We start from the raw sequence: 17,266 nt of genomic DNA on the forward strand, positions 1-17,266 counted from the left end.
TTGTGGCATTATCCTTTAAGCCCATAAAACCTTTATTGCATACCGGTACCAACGCCTCATCGCGCTGGTTTTCCTATATAGGTTTGGGTATTGGTGTACTGTTGCTCCTATGCTCGGTACAGATGTTCATCAACATTCAGCAGCTGCTGAAAGAGGGCAGCATTCGTAAGGACGGTTTTGATTTTGTATCGATCACCAAAACCATCACCAACGAAACCATGGGACAGCCCGATAAGAATTTATTTCATGCCGATGAAATTGATGCAGTAAAAAAACAGCCCTTTATCGCGGGCGTTTCGCCTTTGCTTGCCAATGATTTCAGGGTACAATTGAGTGCCGGAAATGTGTTGCCTTTTAGTACCGATATGTTCCTGGAGGCGCTGGACAACGATTTTATTGACACATTACCGCCCAATTTTAACTGGAAGGAAGGCGAACAGAACATTCCCATCATTTTATCGTCCGATTTTTTTGAGATCTATAATATTTTTGCGCCGGGCCAGGGTCTTCCCCAATTGTCTAAGGAAACGGCCATGGGGATCCCGGTACAAATATCCTGTTACGGCAGTAACAATGCGGTTACGTTTTCCGGGAGAATCGTTGCCTTTAGCGATCGCGTGAACTCTGTGCTGGTACCTAAAAATTTTCTCCAATGGGCCAACAAAGCATTTGGCAATAAAGAGCGCCAGGACGCCAGCCGGTTATTTCTGAAATTAAAGGACGTAAATGATCCGCAGCTGGTCAGTTACCTCGATGCCCAGCATTATGTTATTAACCGCGATAAGACGCTGTTGGGGCGTAATAAAATAGTGCTCCAGGGGATCTTTAGCGGGCTGGGTATTTTTGGACTGCTGGTGGTCATCCTCGCATTGATGCTGTTTTCATTTTACCTGCAGCTGGTGATTGCCCGTAGCCGGCAAAACCTGGAACTATTGCTGACCCTGGGCTATTCCCCACGATGGCTGGGTAAAAATGTATCCAACCAGTTTGTACCCGTTTACATTTTTATAGTACTGGCGGCTTTACTCTGTACACAGATCATGCAATGGGCCTTTCATCATTTTGTGATGTTTAACCGGCCGGAGCTCTCCTCCCTCGTTAGCTGGATGGTGGTATTGCTGGCCGCAGTCCTGGTGCTGATGGCGATCGTTACCAATGCAAGGCTGGTAAAAAAATTATTGTACGGGCTGGGGTAGTTTTTGTTTCAGGTTTGAAGTTCAATGTTAGTGCCGATTTCAAGATCGAAATGCTTCTTTTGCTTGAGGTTTAAAGTGTCAGGCTCATCCGCCTGAGCTTGTCGAAGGCCATTTTCATTCCCACATTTTCAAACTTTCAAATTACTCGTCTCCATCTCAATCAGTTGCAGCGCCCGTTCCATTTCAAGGTCGCGGTTGTTGAGATAGTCATCCACAGTGTAGTTGATCTTTATATCAGGCTGTACACCATGCCCTGTTTCAGCAGCGGGATAGGTAGCATTGAATGGTACCAATCCAAAAGAATAGGAAATACCCGTATACTTCATTCGGTTGTTATACATAATACCGGCAGTAATGGTATTTCTGCCGCCTCCCGTTTCTTCACCTATAAGCACGGCGCGCTTATCAATGGCCAATGCATAAGCCATTGTAGTAGCTGCGGAAAATGTGCCGCCATTTATGAGTACATAAAGTGGATTCTTATAGGCGCCGTTAAAAGGTACCAGGTTTCCCCAACCCTGAATATTATATTCTTTTACATACCGGAGCTGATTCCTCTTGGCCGTATCCCTAGGTGGCAGTAGTACCCCTTTTGTAAGTTCAGCGGGAAATTTTATGGGCTGTATTGACTGGGTGATCATCCCTCTTAACATCATCAGCATGAGTCCCATTTGACCACCCGTGTTACCTCGCAGGTCCAGGATCAGGTGCCTGGCCTGCCCCAGCTCTTTTGAGAGTCTTGCAAACGTTTGCCGGTCTGTTGAATCCCATGCCGGTTCAAACGTATTTATTTTAAGATATGCAGTGCCCGTATCAATCCTCTTAAAATCAAGAAAAGGAAGTCTATTTACCACCGCACTATCCGAAGGCCGGAGTGCGTTCCTCTTCCGTTTACCCTGTATAGTAACACTGTCCATCGCATTGCCGCTCCTATACACTACATGAAGCGTTTTGCAAACACGAAAAACGTTTGTCCATAACCCATCCAGGGGTTTATAATTCAGGAAAAAATATTTAAACGTGGTGTTGTAGCCATCGGCAAAAGTGTACTGTAATGCTTTATCAATAACAGCCCCGGAGCCCATACCATTTATAGAAACCACTTCTGCACCTGCCGGGATCCTTTTTCCTTCAGCAATGCAGTCTTTTACAAAAATCCGCTTCCCGATAAATTTCAACTGCAGCTGTTCAAACGGGGAATCATAATCCGCGGTATATTCAGCCTTATCTGCTGCTGTAATTTTAGCCGGATCAAAATAGTTGAATGTCAGATGGCCATCCCCGATCCTGCTCAGCAAAGGAAGCAGCCGGTAATGTAATTGCTGGGCCGTTAATGAATCGGAAACAGTATTCTGAATACTGTCAAAAGCTTCTTTTAATTCCGCGGCCGTAATAAAACGGTTAAGGTTGAGGTGATACTTCTTCAGATCCCCATATAACTGCGCTATATCTTTTTTAATTTCCCCGGGGGGATACTTTTGCGTTACCCTCCCATAAAGATACTGGGCCTCTGCGGTAATATTTATCAGCAATAATAAAACAGCCAGCAGTCCTGATCGCATATATAACAATTCTATTGTAGTTGTCTATGAAAACAAATATTCATGCCTGTTTAAAAAATGCCGGAAGAAAGCAGCGTATAATAAAGAGCGAGAATATCCACTCTCACATTTCCCACATTTTCACATCTCCACATTTTCATCCCGTTTAGCGGGACAAATTAGTATCCCCCGTATTCTGCGCAACCAAATCACTTTTTTTGCCAAATTCAATGCGGTACACCTGTATCAGCAGTAAGAAATACGACATGAACAGCGGGCCAAAAATAAGCCCCATAATACCAAAGAGTTTCAACCCCAGCAGCACGCCAAACACGGTAATCAGCGGATGAATGTTTCCTATTCTTTTAAGAATGGTGAACCGCAATACGTTATCGATGCCCCCCACAACGATCAGGCAATACAGGACAAGACCAATGCCATTGCCCACGCTTCCTGTAGCAAACACAACAATACTGATGGGCACCCAAACAATCATGGTTCCCACGGCTGGTATCATCGAAGCAGCACCAGTCATTAACCCCCACATTACAAAATTATCCACCCCAAAAATCCAGTAGCCCAGCACTGCTACCAAACCCTGGCATAGCGCAAGAATCGGAATACCCAGGGCGTTGGAGCGCACCATCATTTTTGTTTCCTCCCATAGCGTTTGTGTATTATCATCGCTGAAGGGGATAAATAACCGGATCCGCTTTTCCATGCCCCGCGCGTTCACCTGCATAAAATAAAGAATAAATAACGCCGTAAAAAGGTTTACAAAAATTTCAGCTACCGAGTTAAGAATACCCGGGAAATAAGCCGTTACCTTTCCTAATGTACGCATCAGGGATTCGTCAGAAAGATTGATGCGGTTCAATACCGGTTTGCTGGCAATAAATGTTTTTACCGCATTAAACTTTTCAATGATCACCTGCTTATTGGCCAGCAAGTGGCTGATCTGCGGGATCATTACCTCAATGATCAGCCAAAGGGGCAATGCAATAACCGCCAGCGTCAGGAACATAAAAAAAAAGCTGGCCAGCGGTTTCCTCCATTTTTGTTGCTCTGTGAGCCGGAAAAAAGTTTTTCTAAAAAGTATATACAGGGTAATGGCCCCAAGGGCGCCGGGTGTAAAATACCGGAGATTAAAAAAGATCATAAAGCCCAAAAGCCCAATCAGCAGGATCAGTACAATTTGCCGGAGTATATTGTTATCAATTTTCCTGTAGTTCATTATATAATTTTATGCCTATAAAAATAGCTTATTTTGGTCACCGGCCCTCAAAAGCGGGGAGTGGGTACGGAAATTTATTCCCCGGAGTTTTTGGTTTTAAAACCGATGGGTGCGCGTGGCTGCTTTTTAGTACATTGGCCAGCATCAATACGACATGTTCTGTAAAAACACTGGGTAATGTCCCTCCTAAAACCTGTTTGGAAGGCATCGCATTTTGCGACACCATGGAGTTCACTTCTTCATTTGTTAACCGGAACATAAAGCTTTCCGGAAACCGTTCCGCATTGCGTTTTACCTGCTCATTCAGTCTCCTGGTTTCTACGCCGTACATCTCTGCGAGGTCCTTGTCCAGCATAATCCGTACGCCCCTAACCACATATATCCGGTTTATGACTTCCTGCTCCGCAACAGGACCCGGTAGTTTTTTAGTTGCCAGCGAAGGGATAACAGGATCTCTTTTTAGTTCGAGTGAATCATGTATAGATGCCAGGTAAAAGCAGAAGCAATTCCGGACCTTCAGAACAGCAGGACGTTCAATTGATAAAAGCTGACTTCGGGAACATATTTATACCGCGTTGCGAAAATTTGAATGACGTCCATCCGGTATATATTAAAAATTAACCGTTATCTTTACCATACCTATTTAAAATGACCAAAAGCCGCATTTTCATTGTCTGAAAAAATATACAATATCATCGAGTTCACCCAGCGGAACGTTTTCTTAACCGGTAAGGCCGGAACGGGAAAAACAACATTTCTAAACGATTTTATCCGCAGAACTACCAAAAACAGCATTGTGGTGGCGCCCACCGGTATTGCGGCCATAAATGCGGGCGGTGTTACCATCCATTCCATGTTTGGGCTGCCACTTACTTCATTTATGCCCACCATGGACCCGGTAGACCGGAATGAGGCGATCAATATTCCGCAACTATTGCCCCATTTTAAATACCGGAAGGAAAAGCTGGAGATCCTTAGAGCGCTGGAGATCCTGATCATTGATGAGGTATCGATGCTGCGGGCAGACCTGCTCGATATGATTGACCTGGCGCTCAAATCTGCAAGACGTTCCACCCTGGCATTTGGCGGTGTGCAGCTGTTGTTGATCGGCGATCTGTACCAGCTGCCGCCCGTGGTAAAGGCCGCTTCTGAAAAACTGCTGGCCGCCTATTATCCGGCGCCCTATTTTTTTGAATCGAAGGCGCTGAAGAGCACCCCCTTTGTCACCATTGAACTCCAAACCGTTTTCCGGCAAAGCGATCCCACATTTATTGCATTGCTCAACTCTATCCGCGAAGGTGATGCCGGCCGGATCGATTTTCAACTGTTGAATACCCGCTACCAGTCCGGATTTGAGCCAGAAGACCGGTATGTATACCTGGTATCGCACAACTATATGGCCGATGGCATTAACAGGCAGCAGCTGGAAGCACTGCCGGGCAAGGGTACTTCCTGCCGCGCGGTTGTTACCGATGATTTTAAAGAACAGCTTTACCCCAATGATCCCCACCTGGTACTAAAACCCGAGGCCCAGGTTATGTTTATACGCAATGATCCCTCCGAATCTAAAAAATATTATAACGGACGGTTAGCGAAAGTGCTGCGGATCGAAAAAGATAAAATTATTGTTCTTCCTGAAGGCTCAGAGAACGAGTTGGAAGTTGCCCGGGAAAAATGGGAAAATAAAAAATATTCCCTTGACGAAAAAAAAGAGATCCGGGAGGAAGTTGTTGGCAGCTATGAACAGTTTCCTTTCCGGCTGGCCTGGGCAGTTACCATTCATAAAAGCCAGGGGCTTACTTTTGACCGGGTCATCATTGATGCCGGTGCCTCTTTTACTCCCGGCCAGGTATATGTGGCATTGAGCCGATGCCGCACCCTGGAGGGCATTGTTCTTAAATCGCCCATCCGGCCTTCCAATATTTTCAGGGATACCCGGATCTCCGACTTCCATCGGGCGACCTCCGCTTCCGAAAAAATGGAACAGATCTATGAAACGGAAAAACATGCTTTTGCTGCCAGCAAATTGCTGCGTACCCTCAATTGTGCGCCCTTCCTGACTGCAATGGAAAACTGGATACAGGCCGGACGGGAAAAACAGCTCAATGATGAAGATGCGTTCACCAGCGTATCTGCACAGGTAAGGGAAAGCTGCCGTACACTCGAAGACACGTTCATTAAATTTGAAGGTTTTGTACAACGGAAAATGCGTGATCCGGATCCGGAAACCTGGAAGCTGATTGCGGAAAAAGGCGCAGGAGCGGCCAACTATTTCTTTGACCAGGTACAACAGCGGGTTTTTGCACCGGTAAAAATATATTACAACGGCACCCGCAATAAGAAGGGCGTTAAAAGTTATCTTCAAACGGTAGCCGGCTTTATGCGCGAACTGGAAGCCTACCTGCTGGGACTTAAAAATGCACAGTTCCTGGATAAAAAACTGCTTGCCGAAGAAAAGAATGTTGAAGTACATGTAAAAGAAAAGGAACAGCCCTCGCACCTGGTTACTTACCACCTGCTGGAAGCAGGGAAAACACCGGATGAAATTGCGGCAGAGCGCAATCTTGCACTGAGCACGGTTTACGGGCACTTTGCCCGGGTGGCCCAGGTAGGGATCCTCAATATTAATACCCTCTTTTCCGAAGAACAGCTCGGTGTTTTTAACAACGCCTTTGAGCCGGGCAAATGGCCCTCCGTTACAGCCGCAAAAAGCGCGCTGCCGGTTTTTGAATTTCATGAGTTGCGGGTGCTCATCAACCACTTTACCTATTGGGCCAATAAAGCAACACAGCCAGAGCAGGCCGCCTCCTTATAAGGCGGGTATATACTTCGCAAGGATGAATAAGTGATTTTTTAGAGAATCCGTTTCCTTTTTCATTCCGATGCATCGCATTGGCGTCAAGTCAAGGGGATGTAAGCATACAAGCAAATCTGCGCTATTAAAGGCTTTGGGGGGCATAGCCCCGGATCGGTTTTGGAACGTCGTGCTTTAGCGCGACGTTAGCAGCGAAAAGGCAGATGTGAGTGCCATAGGCACGACAGATGTTTCGAGCCGACGGCTCTCAACCCTTCGTCTGGATGGCGAGACGGGTTAAAACCCGCTCTTACAATATTCATCACCGCTATGCGGCGGGTACTACAGTTTGCATGCTAACTTGACGCGCATGCGATGCATCGGAGCTCAGTATCAATTTAAAATGAAAAAGGAGTTTTCGTTTGGCAAAAGAAACCTGCCGGTTTTAACGGAATCCACTTTTGTATTTTACATTGGATCTCTATTAAAGAACGTCTTTTTACAGTGATTCAATTCAGTTTTCATCCCCCGGGTTATTGGGTCCAATATAGCAGCATCGGCGGCTTTGAGGGCCTCCCCTAAATTGGCGGTACCTTTCGGCCCTGCAAAGTTGTAACTTTAAAAAAACTTTGTTGGATGCCTGTAAAAACAATAGCCCTCATTCTTACGCTGTTTCTTACTTTTCCGGCAAGTGCTCAAAAGAAACAGGTTACCGAATTCAAAAAGGGCGCTATCTTACTACTCAAGCTCAACAACGGGTTTACAACGGGCTTCAGATCCGCTACGCCGGATTTATATAGCGGCGGGGTGGCGTCAAGCCCGCAGATAACGGCCATTGTGGACCGGTTACGGCTGGGCGCCCATGCGGGCTTTGTTTATAATAACAAGCGCTTTTCGGGGCTCTTTGGCCCGGCCGCTGCATTAAAACTAACGGACCTGCGCACCCAAAAACCAATGGCGCTGTCCTTTGGCAATCTGCAATTGCTGGCAGAAGCAAACTGGGGTACACACGGGCAGCGCATGGCCGGCGGGGGCATCGGGTTAGAATTGCTGCAGAAAATCCAGCTAGGCCTTACAGCCCAGCGCGACTACCATTTAAACAACTGGTGGTTTCAGTCATTTATCGGCTACCAGTTTAATAAGTTCAAAAAAGTTAAACCTCAATTTGATTAAACAAACCCATGAACAGAGCGCTCATCATCAGCGGCGGCGGCTCCAAAGGCGCATTTGCAGTAGGTATTATTGAGGATCTGGAAGCCACCTACCGCCTCAGGTTTGATACCATTGTAGGAACCAGCACCGGCGCCCTTATTGCGCCTCTTGCGGCCCTGGGCGAGCTACCCACGCTGAAAGAGTTGTATACCAGTGTTACCACCAACGATCTCCTGGAAGAACAGGAACTGGGAGAAAGCATCTGGAGCGGCACCTCCATTTACACGGCTAACGGGCTGGGCGCGCGCGTACGACAAATTTATACAGATGCTTTTTATGACCAACTAGTAGCTGCCGGAAAAAAAATCTATTTAACCACTACCTGTTTGCAAAGCCAGGAGCTGGTGGTATATACGACTGACCCGGCACCGGAACCCGGTACCTATTACCGCATCGAAAAAATAAAAAATGCAGAACATTTCAGAAAAGCCGTAATGGCTTCCGCCAGCCAGCCGGTATTTATGCCCCCCATCCGGGTTAGCAAAGACATACCAGGAACAACGAACCCCGGTTATCAATATGTGGATGGCGGCACCCGGGAATATGCCGGCATCGGGATTGCGTTGAATGCCGGCGCCGATGAATTGTTTACCATCCTGCTTTCGGCCCGGACCAGCACCCCGGATCCGGAAACCTATTCGCGGCTATTTCCCATTCTTCAGCAAACAATTGCTGTTTTTATAACTGACGTAGCCGATAATGACCTGTACGCCTCGCGCCAGTATATTCACAGCGTTAATTATATCAACCAGGTAAAAACCGCCATGAAAGCGGACGGCATCTCTGAAGCCGCAATAGGACGCTACTTCAGCAGCACCAACCCGGACTATGGGAATCTGGTTAATCGCTCACCAATAAAACTGCATATCCTCCAGCCCCAAACCGCATTGGATGGCGGCCCTGGCGGCCTTGTTTTTGATCCCATAAAAATGTCGGAAATGATCCAGCTGGGAAAAACAGCATTGTCCATGTACGTGTCTCACTTACGACCGGGAGAAACAGACTGGGCATAGCCAGGTGATGCGGACCTGCCGAACTTGTTTCGGCATCTAAAGATGATGGTTAGTCAATAGATGCTGAAACAAGAGTAGATCCCGGGTCAAGCCCGGGATGAAATCTTCAGAACGACATCGTGCTATAAAGTGCCTTTTGAAGACAGCCTCATATCAGGCTAATACAGCCGCAGAAGTGATCTTCGTATTCAGTACCTTGCTGATGGGGCAATTGGCTTCAGCATCTTTAACAGCTGCTTCAAACGCCGCCTGGCCGATGCCCGGCACTGCCGCCTGTACATCCAGATGGCTTTCCGTTACCGCACCATTTTCAAAAGTAACCGTACATTTAGTGTCAATATTGGCAGCCGTAAAACCTGCTTCATTTAGCACAAAGCTCAGCTTCATGGTAAAACAACTGGCATGCGCTGCCGCTATCAGCTCTTCCGGGTTGGTACCGGGGTTACCCTCTTCAAACCTTGTCTTAAAAGAGTAGGGCGTATCATTTAATGCTCCGGACTGGGTGGCAGTTTTACCGGTACCTTCTTTTCCGGTTCCCTGCCAGTTGGCTGTTGCAAAACGTTTCATAATGTTTTTATTTTGTGGTTAAGAAAATGTGGGTTCAATAACGGTCATAGACTCCTCACGATCTTCCGGCTCTACATATTCCAGGATAAAATTATTCTTGCCCTCGCCAATCATTATTTTTAAAAAGCTCTGCTGCACCAGTTCCAGTACCGACAGAAAAAGAAAGATAGCCTGAACCCGTGTTTGCGCATAATCAAAAAGCTTTTCAAACGAAAGCGTTTTCAAAAGCTGTGCTTCCTCCATTACTTTTGCCCGGCTGTGCTCCATGGTGTAATTGTACCGCACCACCGTATGCACCGGCTGGTTCACTTTATCAGAGTACCGCTGCATCGCTTTTTCAAAAGCCTTCATCAGCTTAAACATGGTAATGGCGTGAATTTCTGTACCCTCACCGGCCTCCTCGCCTATTGCCGATAGCTCCTTCTGAATATTGCCTCTTTTTACCATTAGCATGCGCGTAGCCTCCAGTTCGGCCATTTGTGCAGAAGCTTCTTTAAATCGTTTGTACTCCAGTATTTTGTTAACGAGCTCCTCGCGGGGATCAATCTCGTTTCCCTGGGCATCCAACTCTTTACGCGGAATGAGCATTTTTGCCTTGATGCGCATTAGTGTGGAAACAAAAAGGATGAATTCGCTGGATAACTCAATGTTTAACGACTCCTGCTCCCTGATATAGGTCAGAAAATCATTGGTGATTTGTGTAATAGGAATATTGTAGATATCCAGTTCATCCCGTTCAATAAAGAACAGCAGCAGGTCAAAGGGCCCTTCAAACTGGGAAAGTTTTATCTGGTATGTTGTGCTCACGTAAAAATATTGACTCGGTAAAAGAAGACAAATGTAACAAATAAGCCCCTGACACTAAAAAACGCCCCACCGGAGCGGGACGTTTTGTGAATAATTTGGGCAGATTTTTATTGCTTTTTAAGCGCATCCCGGATCTCAATCAACAACTGATCGGTAGACGATGGACCTTCAGGCGGCGGCGGTGGTGTTTCTTTTTTCATTTTATTCATTGCCTTTACCATCCAGAAGATCACCAATGCCAGTAAAAGAAAATTAATGGCAATGGTAATAAAATTACCATAAGCAAAGACAGAAGTGTCTGCGATCTTGCGGGCTTCCTCCAGTTTGGTTCCGGCCGGAACATTGCCCTTCAACACCACGTAAAGGCTGCTGAAATCCGGCTTTCCAATAATGGCGCCTACCACCGGCATAATAAGGTCATCAATAATGCTGGTAACGATCTTACCAAAAGCCCCACCAATGATGACACCCACGGCCAGGTCGACTGCGTTCCCTTTAATGGCAAACTCCTTAAATTCTTTAAGCATTCCCATGTAATTGATTTTTAAGTTATAAAAAGTGATTCGGATTAAGGGTTCCTCCGCATAAAATAACGCATCGCTACACAGCCATGATCTCTTTTTCTTTTATTGCGAGGTATTTTTCAACGATGGCAATATATTTATCGGTAAGCTGCTGGGCTACTGCTTCGGCATCCTTCATACCATCCTCGCTCAATCCTTCTTTTTGAAGTTTTTTAATTCCTTCAATAACCTCGCGGCGGGCACTCCGTACACCAACCTTTGAGTTTTCACCTTCTGCAAGACTTTTCTTTACCAGCTCCCTTCTGCGTTCTTCGGTAAGGGGTGGTAAAAACAACCGAATATTAACACCGTCATTTTGCGGGTTCAGGCCGATATTGGCCGCAATGATCGCCCGCTCTATGGGTTGAAGCATGTTTTTTTCCCAGGGCTGAATATTAAGGGTACGCGCATCCAGCACAGTAACATTTCCTACCTGGTTAAGCGGCATTGCAGATCCGTAATAGTCTACATAAATCCCATCCAGTATTTGCGGATTTGCCTTACCGGCCCTGATTTTTGCCAGCCCTGACTCCAGGTGAGTAATGGCCTTTTTCATATTCTCTTCCGATGATTCAATTAGATTACTTACTTGTTCCTGCATAAAATCAAAAAATTTAAAGATTGCAAATCTAACGAATGGAACCGAAACTATAGAATCCTCCGCCCTGAATTGAAGAAAACGCGCCGTCTAATGAATGTGGTTCTGAACCTTTTCCTTGGTTTGCAGGTTAATAACCTTGGATTGAGCAGGTGCGGACAGTCGCTCCTGTTTGGTTTGGTTCACCACATATCGCCGGTGAATGACCAGTTTTCTTTTAGGTAGGGTATAATAAAGAACCGCCAATGCAACAAACGAAGAGCCAAATAAAGCCAGGATCAGCGTTGTGTTGCCCAAACCCCGGCAGAGATAGGTAACCAGGATCAGAGAGATATTTGCAGACACACAGATCAACGTCACAGTTGAATGCCCCAGACCGCGGTCCAGCAGCAAATGATGCACATGATTCCTGTCCGGGGCAAAAGGTGAGCGGCCCCGAAGGATCCTGTTTCCAAAAACCCGGATGGTATCCACCAGCGGCACAATCAGCACCGAAACGCCTAATGCCACTGCGGAACTTATCGGAAGCGCCGCATCCGGCTCATTGGCTACGTTAATAAATTTCAGTACCAGTATGGATACCACCATGCCTACCAGCAGGGAACCGGAATCGCCCATAAAGATCCGGGCCGGATGGTAATTGAAGATCAGGAATGCCATAAGAGCAGCCGAAAGCCCAAAGGAGAATGCTGCATACGGGTACATTTGCGCCAACAGGAAGTAGGTACCAAAGAGCAGGGTGGCCATCAGGCCCAGGCTGCCGGACAAACCATCAATACCATCAATCAGATTATACGCGTTAATGACGAGAATAATGATAAAATAAGTAAGGGGCACTCCATACATCGGATCCAGAGTTTCCATTCCTAAAACGCCATGCATGCTTTCGATGCGCACGTTCCCGAGGTGAATGATAATGGCTGCTGCAATGATCTGTGCCACAAACTTTTTTGTGGCAGATAGCGCAATAATATCATCTTTTAATCCAATAAAGAATGTAAGGGTAGCCGCAGCCAGAAAATAACGCATCTCCGGTGCACTGGAAAAATTAATGCATAACAAACCTGCAAAAAGAAAGCCTACAAAAACACCCACCCCTCCCAAAGAAGCAATTGCATGCGTATGCAACTTTCTTTCATCCGGAATATCATACAATTTCTTCTTGTCAGCTATAAGCATCACAACTGGAATTGCGAGAAACGCAACTATAAATGCGATTACAGCTGTTACCAGAATTTCTAGCATCAAATAAGGTTTACAAGAACAAAAGTAAGATTTATACCCAAGGTAGCAACTTTTATGCACATTTTAATAATTATTTAAACCGGGAAAAGAGCAGAATTCGTTGCAACTGAACCCGAATTGTCAAAAAAAAAATGCACTTTTGCTGTTCAAAATCAAATTATGGCAAGTTTACAGGAAATTGCATCACAGGTTAGACGTGATATTGTAAGAATGGTTCACGGAGCAAACAGCGGTCACCCCGGAGGCTCCCTGGGATGCGCCGACTTTTTGACAGCCCTCTACTTTAAGGAGATGGAACACAATCCTGCCTTTAATATGGATGGTATCAATGAAGATTTGTTCTTCCTGTCAAACGGCCATATTTCTCCTGTATTCTATTCGGTTCTGGCCCGCTCGGGATATTTTGATGTCAAAGAACTGGCTACTTTCCGGAAAATAAACAGCAGGCTGCAGGGTCACCCCGCCACACATGAGCATCTCCCCGGCATCCGGGTTGCAAGCGGATCGCTTGGGCAAGGAATGAGCGTAGCCATCGGTGCAGCACTCAGCAAAAAAATGAATAAAGATACTCACCTGGTATTTTCACTCCATGGTGACGGGGAACTGAATGAAGGACAAAACTGGGAAGCCATTATGTTTGCATCCTCCCACAAAGTAGACAACCTGATTGCTACAGTAGACTGGAATGGTCAGCAGATCGATGGTCCTACTGATAAAGTCCTGAACATGGGTAACCTGGCAGATAAATTCCGGGCTTTTGACTGGGAGGTGATGGAAATGAATGGTAACGACATGGACGAGGTTGTAGCCACCCTTGATAAAGCCAAAGCCGCTACCGGTAAAGGAAAACCAATCGCCATTATGATGCATACGATCATGGGCAAGGGTATCGATTTTATGGAAAACGATCATGGCTGGCATGGCATTGCCCCCAATGACGAACAGCTGGCCAAAGCGCTGGAACAATTACCGGAAACACTGGGCGACTATTAAGTTTGGGGTTTCAGGTTTAAAGTTCCACGTTGGACTAATTGTTACACTCAATGAGATGTCTTTGTTTGCGACTTCCGTTCGTAAAGGCTCCAATATGCATTGCGATCGGAGGCCCGTTCAGGGAGCAATAGCAAGTGCTCCACTTTTACATTTAATATTTTAAATGGGATATTTTACATTCCCCGGGGGCTTATTCTGCTTTTAGTGAAAACTCCCTTCCTGAGGCTTTACGGGCAGGCGCCCAGGAAGCCACAAAAGCAATCACCAAAACGGTAATAGCCACCAGCAGGAAATCACGCAGTTTCAGATCCACCGGAAAATAGTCGATCAAAAAAGAGCCTCCCTGTAAGGGTACCAGGTGAAATTGCTTTTGCAGGAGCACCAGGAACAGGGCCAGCAGCATACCCAGACCGCCACCGATTATGGCCAGCAGAAACCCTTCACTGAGGAATACCTTCAGGATAAAACCGCGGTCGGCACCAAGTGCATTCAATACACTGATATCTTTTTGTTTTTCGAGGACCAGCATGGTAAGCGCCCCCACCATATTAAACGCTGCCACCACCAGTATCAGACTAAGAATGGCATAAAAGACCCAACGCTCCAGATTCATAATAGCATACAGGCTTTGGTTTTGCTGATAGCGGTCCTGCACCAGGTACCCCTTGCCAAAGAGCCGTTGTACAGACGCCTGTACTGTTGCCGTTACCGAAGGATTCACAACAGCTATTTCTACGCCACTGAACGTTTGGGCATCAATTCCCATAGCTTGCTTCAAAAAACCGATCTCCGTAATAGCATACTTATTATCAAAATCCTGCTGTATTACAAAAGTGCCGGCGCTCCGTATGGTATCCGGCGTAATATTACTGGCGGCGTCAAACGCCTCCGATTCGCTTTTACGGGGAATATAAATACTCATAGGGTCCACGTTCGGAGATGTACGTATGCCCAACGACCCTTCAATGCCGCCCCCCACTACCAGCCGGGGATGCCGGACAGTACCGATATCAAACTGGCCGTTTACTATATGCGCTGCTATACCGTTAACGGCTTTAAAATGGCTATCCACCCCTTTCAGGGATACCAGTGCCTGGTTGTCTCCGTTGCGGAGGATGGCTTTTTCCTCCACCACCAGCGAAAAGCTACGCAGGCCGCTGACGCCTCTTAACTCCTGCAGCTGTGTTTCATTAAGCGTGAGGTATTTTCCTGATGCGGGCACCACCTTAATATCGGGGTAAAAAGAGGAATACAATGATTTCACCAATCCTTCAAAACCATTAAATACGCTTAGCACCAGGATCAACGCAGCGGTTCCGATCATAATCGCAACAATGCAGATCCACGCAATGATATTGATCACGTTCGTGGATTTTTTTGCCCTGAAATAGCGCCAGGCGAATAGAGCCGTCAATGATTTTGATGTTTAAAATTCGCAAATCGGCTAATTGCCTTTTCTATCCTCATTAATTTTCTTAAACAGTTCCTCCATCCTGAATACATGATCCAGGGTGTCATCTGCATAAAATTTCAGTACCGGCATATTGCGCAGCTGATGCCGTACCGCAGCCGCCAGTTCCTTTTTTATTTCATGATGTCGCTCTTCGATCCGTTTCAACGCTGCGTCGGCATCAGTCACCTGGAAGAAACTCAGGTAAAACCGGGCTTCCAGCAGGTCGGGGGTTACTTTTACCCCTGATATGGAAACCATGCCCCCATCCATCATGCTCAGTCCCAGTTTCTGGAAAATGCCGTTTATCTCTTCGTTTAGTAGCGCTGCTACCTGTTTTTGCCGTTTACTTTCCTCCATAATCGTTGCTTTCTGTTCCCTGTAAAATTACTTACTTTAATAGACTCAGTGTATGCTGTATCCGTTTTATCGTTTCTTCTTTGCCCAGGAGCTCCGCGATATCAAAAACATGGGGGCCAAATTTACCGCCTACCAGCATGATGCGCAGGGGCAGCATTACTTCTCCCGGCTTGAGCTGATTGGCCGCTGCAATTTCTTTAAAATTATTTTCCAGTGTCTCTGCCTTCCAGTCGGTACCAAGTGCATAATTACGGATCACTTCGGTAAAAAACAACTGCTTCGCTTCGCTCCATTTTGGCTCGATGGCCGCGGTATCAATGTTTTCAGGCATTTTAAAGAAATAGGATGTCTGCTCGTAAAAATCCGTCAGTAAGGAGGTACGGTCTTTTACCATTTCCACGATCTTCTGCAGCAACCGATCATCCGAGACGGTGAGCCCCCTTGCCTCAAGCACCTCTTTTACGCGCCGGGTCAGCTCTTCGGGAGCCAGTTTTTTGATCCATTCATGATTGTACCATTTCGCCTTCTCATAATCGAACTTAGCCCCGGAGCTATGTACCCGGTCCATCGAAAACTTCTCCGTCAGCTCTTCCAGCGAAAACAGCTCCTGCTCGGTACCATCGTTCCAGCCCAGCACGGCCAGCAGGTTGATAAACGCCTCCGGTAAAAACCCTTTTTCCTTAAACCCTTCCGTCAGCTCGCCGGTTTTGGTATCTGTCCAGTTCATCGCAAATACCGGGAAGCCGTATTTGGCACCATCGCGTTTGCTTAGCTTTCCACTTGGGCCCAGGATCAGCGGAAAATGCGCCCATTGCGGCATATTTTCCAGACCAAACAGGTATTTCCACAAGAGGATGTGCACCGGGGCGCTGGGCAGCCATTCTTCCCCGCGAAATGCATGGCTGATCTTCATCAGGTGATCATCCACTACCACTGCCAGGTGATAGGTGGGCATACCATCTGCCTTCAGCAATACTTTATCATCCACAAGAGAGGTATTAAAGTTCACGGCGCCGCGGATCATATCTGTAAACCCTACAGTTTCATTCTCCGGCATTTTGATCCGGATCACGTGCCGGGTGTTTTCCTTCAGCAACCGGTCGGTTTCCTCCCCCGACAGAGTCAGCGAGTTCCGCATTTTATGGCGTACGTGATGGTCATATTGGGGCGAGGGGTTTTGTTCGGTTTTAAAATCCTGCCGCATCTGCTCCAGTTCTTCCGGGGTATCAAAGGCATAATAGGCCTGCCCCTTTTCAACCAGCTGTTCCGCATAGGCGCGATACAGTTCTTTGCGCTCGCTCTGGCGGTAGGGGCCATACCCACCCCCCTGTTTTACGCTTTCATCCGGTTCAAGCCCGGCCCAGGCCAAGCATTGAAAAATATATTCCTCGGCACCCGGTACAAAACGGGTCTGGTCGGTATCCTCGATCCTTAAAATAAAATCACCTCCGTGCCGGCGTGCAAACAGATAGTTATACAAAACGGTTCTCACACCGCCTAAATGCAATCCGCCGGTAGGCGAAGGCGCAAAACGCACTCTTACTTTTTTATCCGTAGTCATAGGCTGCAAAAGTACTCTAAAGTTTCAAGTTCCAGGTTACTGGTGTCCGGGGAAAAAAGTAAGTGTAAATAAAAGAAGGAGGCTTTTGGGCCTCCTTTTAAGTAGATTTAGGTTACCACACACAAAATCTAC

The 17,266-nt window shown here is 46.7% G+C and carries 16 protein-coding genes; 5 read left to right on the top strand and 11 right to left on the bottom strand.

Features of this window, described 5'->3' with window-relative positions:
* Positions 1–2 precede the first annotated feature (2 nt).
* Complete coding sequence (locus GGU45_RS12780) at positions 3–1,196, top strand: FtsX-like permease family protein (RefSeq protein ID WP_435225284.1); 1,194 nt, start codon at positions 3–5, stop codon at positions 1,194–1,196.
* Positions 1,197–1,324: 128 nt separating this feature from the next.
* Here the strand turns inward: GGU45_RS12780 and GGU45_RS12785 are convergent, their stop codons facing one another.
* The 3 genes from GGU45_RS12785 to GGU45_RS12795 all read right to left on the bottom strand — a co-directional run bounded on the left by GGU45_RS12785 (position 1,325) and on the right by GGU45_RS12795 (position 4,347).
* The gene (locus GGU45_RS12785; RefSeq protein ID WP_435225286.1) at positions 1,325–2,758 is read right to left on the bottom strand and encodes a S41 family peptidase; all 1,434 of its coding nucleotides are present in this window, start codon (positions 2,756–2,758) and stop codon (positions 1,325–1,327) included.
* 145 nt (positions 2,759–2,903) lie between these two features.
* Positions 2,904–3,971: an AI-2E family transporter gene (locus GGU45_RS12790; RefSeq protein WP_435225288.1), complete on the bottom strand. Its 1,068-nt coding sequence runs from the start codon at positions 3,969–3,971 to the stop codon at positions 2,904–2,906.
* Between the two features lie 37 nt (positions 3,972–4,008).
* The gene (locus tag GGU45_RS12795; protein ID WP_435225290.1) at positions 4,009–4,347 is read right to left on the bottom strand and encodes an ORF6N domain-containing protein; all 339 of its coding nucleotides are present in this window, start codon (positions 4,345–4,347) and stop codon (positions 4,009–4,011) included.
* 294 nt (positions 4,348–4,641) lie between these two features.
* Between GGU45_RS12795 and GGU45_RS12800 the strand changes: the two genes are divergently transcribed.
* The 3 genes from GGU45_RS12800 (at position 4,642) to GGU45_RS12810 (ending at position 8,990) form a co-directional block, all read left to right on the top strand.
* Positions 4,642–6,786 (top strand): helix-turn-helix domain-containing protein, encoded by a 2,145-nt coding sequence (locus GGU45_RS12800; RefSeq protein WP_435225291.1) that lies wholly within the window; start codon positions 4,642–4,644, stop codon positions 6,784–6,786.
* A gap of 615 nt (positions 6,787–7,401) precedes the next feature.
* On the top strand, positions 7,402–7,938 hold the full coding sequence (locus GGU45_RS12805) for a hypothetical protein (protein ID WP_435225293.1): 537 nt from the start codon (positions 7,402–7,404) through the stop codon (positions 7,936–7,938).
* Between the two features lie 8 nt (positions 7,939–7,946).
* Entirely contained in the window at positions 7,947–8,990 is a 1,044-nt protein-coding gene (locus tag GGU45_RS12810) for a patatin-like phospholipase family protein (RefSeq protein ID WP_435225295.1), read from the top strand.
* A gap of 153 nt (positions 8,991–9,143) precedes the next feature.
* On the opposite strand, the gene GGU45_RS12815 is transcribed toward GGU45_RS12810, so the two are convergent.
* From GGU45_RS12815 to GGU45_RS12835, 5 genes are all read right to left on the bottom strand, one after another.
* Positions 9,144–9,557, bottom strand: a complete 414-nt coding sequence (locus GGU45_RS12815; protein WP_435225297.1) for an OsmC family protein — start codon at positions 9,555–9,557, stop codon at positions 9,144–9,146.
* Between the two features lie 18 nt (positions 9,558–9,575).
* Positions 9,576–10,364: a segregation and condensation protein A gene (locus tag GGU45_RS12820; protein ID WP_435225298.1), complete on the bottom strand. Its 789-nt coding sequence runs from the start codon at positions 10,362–10,364 to the stop codon at positions 9,576–9,578.
* 107 nt (positions 10,365–10,471) lie between these two features.
* Complete coding sequence (mscL, locus tag GGU45_RS12825) at positions 10,472–10,891, bottom strand: large conductance mechanosensitive channel protein MscL (RefSeq protein ID WP_435225300.1); 420 nt, start codon at positions 10,889–10,891, stop codon at positions 10,472–10,474.
* A 73-nt stretch (positions 10,892–10,964) separates the two neighbouring features.
* Entirely contained in the window at positions 10,965–11,528 is a 564-nt protein-coding gene (frr, locus tag GGU45_RS12830; RefSeq protein ID WP_435225302.1) for a ribosome recycling factor, read from the bottom strand.
* Positions 11,529–11,615: 87 nt separating this feature from the next.
* A complete protein-coding gene (locus GGU45_RS12835; RefSeq protein WP_435225304.1) occupies positions 11,616–12,704 on the bottom strand; it encodes an MraY family glycosyltransferase in 1,089 nt (362 codons plus the stop codon).
* 225 nt (positions 12,705–12,929) lie between these two features.
* Here GGU45_RS12835 and GGU45_RS12840 point away from each other — a divergent pair, with 225 nt between their 5' ends.
* A complete protein-coding gene (locus tag GGU45_RS12840; protein WP_090389275.1) occupies positions 12,930–13,763 on the top strand; it encodes a transketolase in 834 nt (277 codons plus the stop codon).
* A 190-nt stretch (positions 13,764–13,953) separates the two neighbouring features.
* Here GGU45_RS12840 and GGU45_RS12845 read toward each other — a convergent pair whose 3' ends face one another.
* From GGU45_RS12845 to gltX, 3 genes are read right to left on the bottom strand one after another with little or no spacing between them, the layout of a single operon-like run.
* Positions 13,954–15,177, bottom strand: coding sequence for an FtsX-like permease family protein (locus GGU45_RS12845; protein ID WP_435225306.1), 1,224 nt, complete (start codon positions 15,175–15,177; stop codon positions 13,954–13,956).
* A gap of 30 nt (positions 15,178–15,207) precedes the next feature.
* Positions 15,208–15,573: a 30S ribosome-binding factor RbfA gene (rbfA, locus tag GGU45_RS12850; protein WP_435225307.1), complete on the bottom strand. Its 366-nt coding sequence runs from the start codon at positions 15,571–15,573 to the stop codon at positions 15,208–15,210.
* A gap of 31 nt (positions 15,574–15,604) precedes the next feature.
* On the bottom strand, positions 15,605–17,134 hold the full coding sequence (gene gltX, locus GGU45_RS12855) for a glutamate--tRNA ligase (RefSeq protein ID WP_435225308.1): 1,530 nt from the start codon (positions 17,132–17,134) through the stop codon (positions 15,605–15,607).
* Between the last annotated feature and the right edge of the window lie 132 nt (positions 17,135–17,266).

The organism is Niabella hirudinis (assembly GCF_051201075.1).
Classification (GTDB): domain Bacteria; phylum Bacteroidota; class Bacteroidia; order Chitinophagales; family Chitinophagaceae; genus Niabella; species Niabella hirudinis.

What these genes read in the sequence shown, in the direction of transcription:
- rbfA (WP_435225307.1), bottom strand. Translation starts at nt 15,573, where the DNA reads ATGGAGGAAAGTAAACGGCAAAAACAGGTAGCAGCGCTACTAAACGAA.
- GGU45_RS12805 (WP_435225293.1), top strand. Translation starts at nt 7,402, where the DNA reads ATGCCTGTAAAAACAATAGCCCTCATTCTTACGCTGTTTCTTACTTTT.
- GGU45_RS12840 (WP_090389275.1), top strand. Translation starts at nt 12,930, where the DNA reads ATGGCAAGTTTACAGGAAATTGCATCACAGGTTAGACGTGATATTGTA.
- GGU45_RS12810 (WP_435225295.1), top strand. Translation starts at nt 7,947, where the DNA reads ATGAACAGAGCGCTCATCATCAGCGGCGGCGGCTCCAAAGGCGCATTT.
- GGU45_RS12785 (WP_435225286.1), bottom strand. Translation starts at nt 2,758, where the DNA reads ATGCGATCAGGACTGCTGGCTGTTTTATTATTGCTGATAAATATTACC.
- mscL (WP_435225300.1), bottom strand. Translation starts at nt 10,891, where the DNA reads ATGCTTAAAGAATTTAAGGAGTTTGCCATTAAAGGGAACGCAGTCGAC.
- GGU45_RS12815 (WP_435225297.1), bottom strand. Translation starts at nt 9,557, where the DNA reads ATGAAACGTTTTGCAACAGCCAACTGGCAGGGAACCGGAAAAGAAGGT.
- frr (WP_435225302.1), bottom strand. Translation starts at nt 11,528, where the DNA reads ATGCAGGAACAAGTAAGTAATCTAATTGAATCATCGGAAGAGAATATG.
- GGU45_RS12790 (WP_435225288.1), bottom strand. Translation starts at nt 3,971, where the DNA reads ATGAACTACAGGAAAATTGATAACAATATACTCCGGCAAATTGTACTG.
- GGU45_RS12835 (WP_435225304.1), bottom strand. Translation starts at nt 12,704, where the DNA reads ATGCTTATAGCTGACAAGAAGAAATTGTATGATATTCCGGATGAAAGA.
- gltX (WP_435225308.1), bottom strand. Translation starts at nt 17,134, where the DNA reads ATGACTACGGATAAAAAAGTAAGAGTGCGTTTTGCGCCTTCGCCTACC.